4 protein-coding genes are annotated in these 2,735 nt (G+C 67.6%); 1 reads left to right on the forward strand and 3 read right to left on the reverse strand.

The genetic code is table 11. From position 1 onward, the window contains the following. The 3 genes from BN11_RS14995 to leuC form a co-directional block, all read right to left on the reverse strand. On the reverse strand, window positions 1-254 hold a 254-nt coding region (locus BN11_RS14995; protein ID WP_048698995.1), incomplete at its 3' end, for an HU family DNA-binding protein. 168 nt (window positions 255-422) lie between these two features. Continuing rightward, a complete protein-coding gene (gene leuD / locus BN11_RS15000; protein ID WP_048698998.1) occupies window positions 423-1,016 on the reverse strand; it encodes a 3-isopropylmalate dehydratase small subunit in 594 nt (197 codons plus the stop codon). A 1-nt stretch (window position 1,017) separates the two neighbouring features. After that, on the reverse strand, window positions 1,018-2,442 hold the full coding sequence (leuC, locus tag BN11_RS15005; RefSeq protein WP_048699000.1) for a 3-isopropylmalate dehydratase large subunit: 1,425 nt from the start codon (window positions 2,440-2,442) through the stop codon (window positions 1,018-1,020). A 137-nt stretch (window positions 2,443-2,579) separates the two neighbouring features. On the opposite strand from leuC, the gene BN11_RS15010 reads away from it, so the two are divergent. Next, a partial coding sequence (locus tag BN11_RS15010) for a helix-turn-helix domain-containing protein (protein WP_048699002.1) occupies window positions 2,580-2,735 on the forward strand: 156 nt, incomplete at its 3' end.

Here is a 2,735-nt window from a genome sequence, read left to right on the forward strand (position 1 = left end):
TTGAACTTCGCGCTGGCGGTGAAGCGCGGGACGGAGGTCTTGCGGATCTTGACCGTCTCGCCGGTGCGCGGGTTGCGGCCGGTTCGCGCTGCGCGAGCGGCCTTTTCGAAGGTGCCGAAGCCGGTCAGGGCAACCTTGCCGCCCTTGGAAACCTCGGCGACGATCGTTTCGAGAATGGTCTCGACCGCGTCAGTGGCGGCCTTGCGGCTGCCGAGCTTGCCCTCGATCGCCTGAACCAGATCTGCCTTGTTCACGAGTCTTTCTCCATCGTGTCAATGCCGGAGGGGCCGGCGACCCAACGAGACCGCCGCTGTTCGAAAAACGGTCTCGCTGTTGACGGTAGGACTCAATCGCCCGTTAGTCCAGAATCACCGCACGGTGAGTTTCGCCGTGTCGCAACGGATTAGCGTCAAATCCCGCTCTCAGCCAGGGGCCACGACGGGCTTGAACGCCGGCCGATTCCCCTCGTACGCGGTGATATCCGGCTCGTGGCGCAGCGTCAGGCCGATGTCGTCGAGACCCTCGAGGAGGCGCCAGCGGGTGTAATCGTCGACCTCGAAGCCGGCCACGATGTCTCCGGCGGTGATGGTGCGCGACGCCAAATCGACTGTGACAGAAGCACCTGGCTCGTTCTCGAGGTACTTCCAGAGCAACTCGACATCGTCCTGACTCACGACGGCGGTGAGCAGGCCCTGCTTGCCGGAGTTGCCGCGGAAGATGTCGGCGAAGCGGCTGGAGATGACGACGCGGAAGCCGTAGTTCATCAGCGCCCACACCGCATGCTCGCGCGAGGAGCCGGTGCCGAAGTCGGGGCCGGCGACGAGAACCGAGCCGCCGGCGTAGTCGGCGTTGTTGAGAATGAAGGAGTCGTCACGGCGCCAGGCGGCGAACAGGCCGTCCTCGAAACCGGACTTGGTAACCCGCTTGAGATATTCGGCCGGGATGATCTGGTCGGTGTCGACATTGCTGCGGCGCAACGGAACCCCGATGCCAGTGTGGCTGGTGAAGGCCTCCATGTCAGTGTTCCTCTCCGGTGGCAGTGGCGAGCGGCGCGAGGTCGGCGGGGCTGGACAGCGTTCCGCGGACGGCGGTGGCGGCGGCGACGAGGGGACTGACGAGATGGGTGCGCCCGCCCTTGCCCTGCCGGCCTTCAAAGTTGCGGTTGGACGTGGAGGCACTGCGCTCCTGCGGTGCCAGCTTGTCGGGATTCATCGCGAGGCACATCGAGCAGCCCGGCAACCGCCATTCGGCGCCCGCGGCCTCGAAGACCTCTCCGAGTCCCTCGGCCTCGGCCTCCAGCCGGACGCGAGCGGACCCCGGGACGACGAGCATCCGCACGCCGTCGGCCACCTTGCGGCCCTTGAGGACGGCGGCTGCGGCGCGCAGGTCCTCGATGCGGCCGTTGGTGCACGAGCCGACGAAGACGGTGTCAACGGCGATCTCCCGCAACGGTGTTCCCGCTGTCAGGCCCATATAGGCGAGTGCGGCCTCGGCGGCGCGGGCCTCGGTCTCGTCGGGGATCAGCGCGGGGTCGGGCACGCTCGCCCCGAGCGGCGCGCCCTGCCCGGGGTTTGTGCCCCACGTGACGAAGGGGGTCAAGGTAGCCGCGTCGATGTCGACGACCGCGTCGAAGACGGCATCGTCGTGGGTGCGCAACGTCTCCCAGTAGCCGACCGCGGCCTCCCACTCCGCGCCGGTCGGCGCGTGGTCGCGGCCCTGCAGATAGTCGTATGTCGTCCGGTCCGGGGCGATGAGACCGGCGCGGGCACCGGCCTCGATCGACATATTGCACACCGTCATTCGCGCCTCCATGGAGAGATTGCGAATCGCCTCGCCGCGGTATTCGAGGACATAGCCCTGGCCGCCGCCGGTGCCGATCTTGGCGATGACGGCGAGGATGATGTCCTTGGCGGTGACCCCGTCGGCGAGGTCGCCGTCGACATTGACGGCCATCGTCTTGAACGGTTTCAGCGGCAGCGTCTGGGTGGCGAGCACGTGCTCGACCTCGGAGGTGCCGATGCCGAAGGCGAGGGCCCCGAATGCGCCGTGGGTGGAGGTATGGCTGTCACCGCAGACGATGGTCATCCCGGGCTGGGTCAGGCCGAGCTGCGGCCCGACGACGTGGACGATCCCCTGCTCGGCGTCGCCCATCGGGTAGATCGTGACGCCGAACTCCTCGCAGTTGCGGCGCAAGGTCTCCACCTGCGTCAGGCTGACCGGGTCGGTGATCGGACCCGGCGTGGTGGGGACGTTGTGATCCTCGGTCGCGAGGGTGAGGTCCGGGCGCCGGACGGGCCTGCCGGCGAGCCGGAGCCCGTCGAAGGCCTGGGGCGAGGTGACCTCGTGGATCAGGTGCAGGTCGATGTAGAGAATGTCGGGTTCGCCCTCGGCGCTGCGGACGACGTGGTCCGCCCAGATCTTCTCTGCCAGTGTTCCTGCCATCATTGCCTCCAACGCCACGTCCGACGGCCCCTGGTGGGCGCGGATTCGGGTCACGTGCTGCGATCTTCCTCGAAGGTTTCCACGCGCGCGAAGGCCCAGGACTTGCGTCTCAGGCAATGAGACGGCAATATCAATGCATGGACAACTCGAGTGGGGTCGGCGTCCTCGACAAGGCCGCTGTCGTTTTGGGTGCTCTGGAGTCCGGCCCGGCGACCCTGGCCCAGTTGGTGACGGCGACCGGATTGGCCCGCCCGACGGCGCATCGTCTGGCCGTCGCGCTGGAGCACCACCGC

Source organism: Nostocoides australiense Ben110, assembly GCF_001050535.1.
In the GTDB taxonomy this organism is placed as follows: Bacteria; Actinomycetota; Actinomycetes; order Actinomycetales; family Dermatophilaceae; genus Nostocoides_A; species Nostocoides_A australiense.

Coding starts and splice junctions, on each gene's coding strand:
- leuD (WP_048698998.1), bottom strand. CDS start 1,016: ATGGAGGCCTTCACCAGCCACACTGGCATCGGGGTTCCGTTGCGCCGC.
- leuC (WP_048699000.1), bottom strand. CDS start 2,442: ATGGCAGGAACACTGGCAGAGAAGATCTGGGCGGACCACGTCGTCCGC.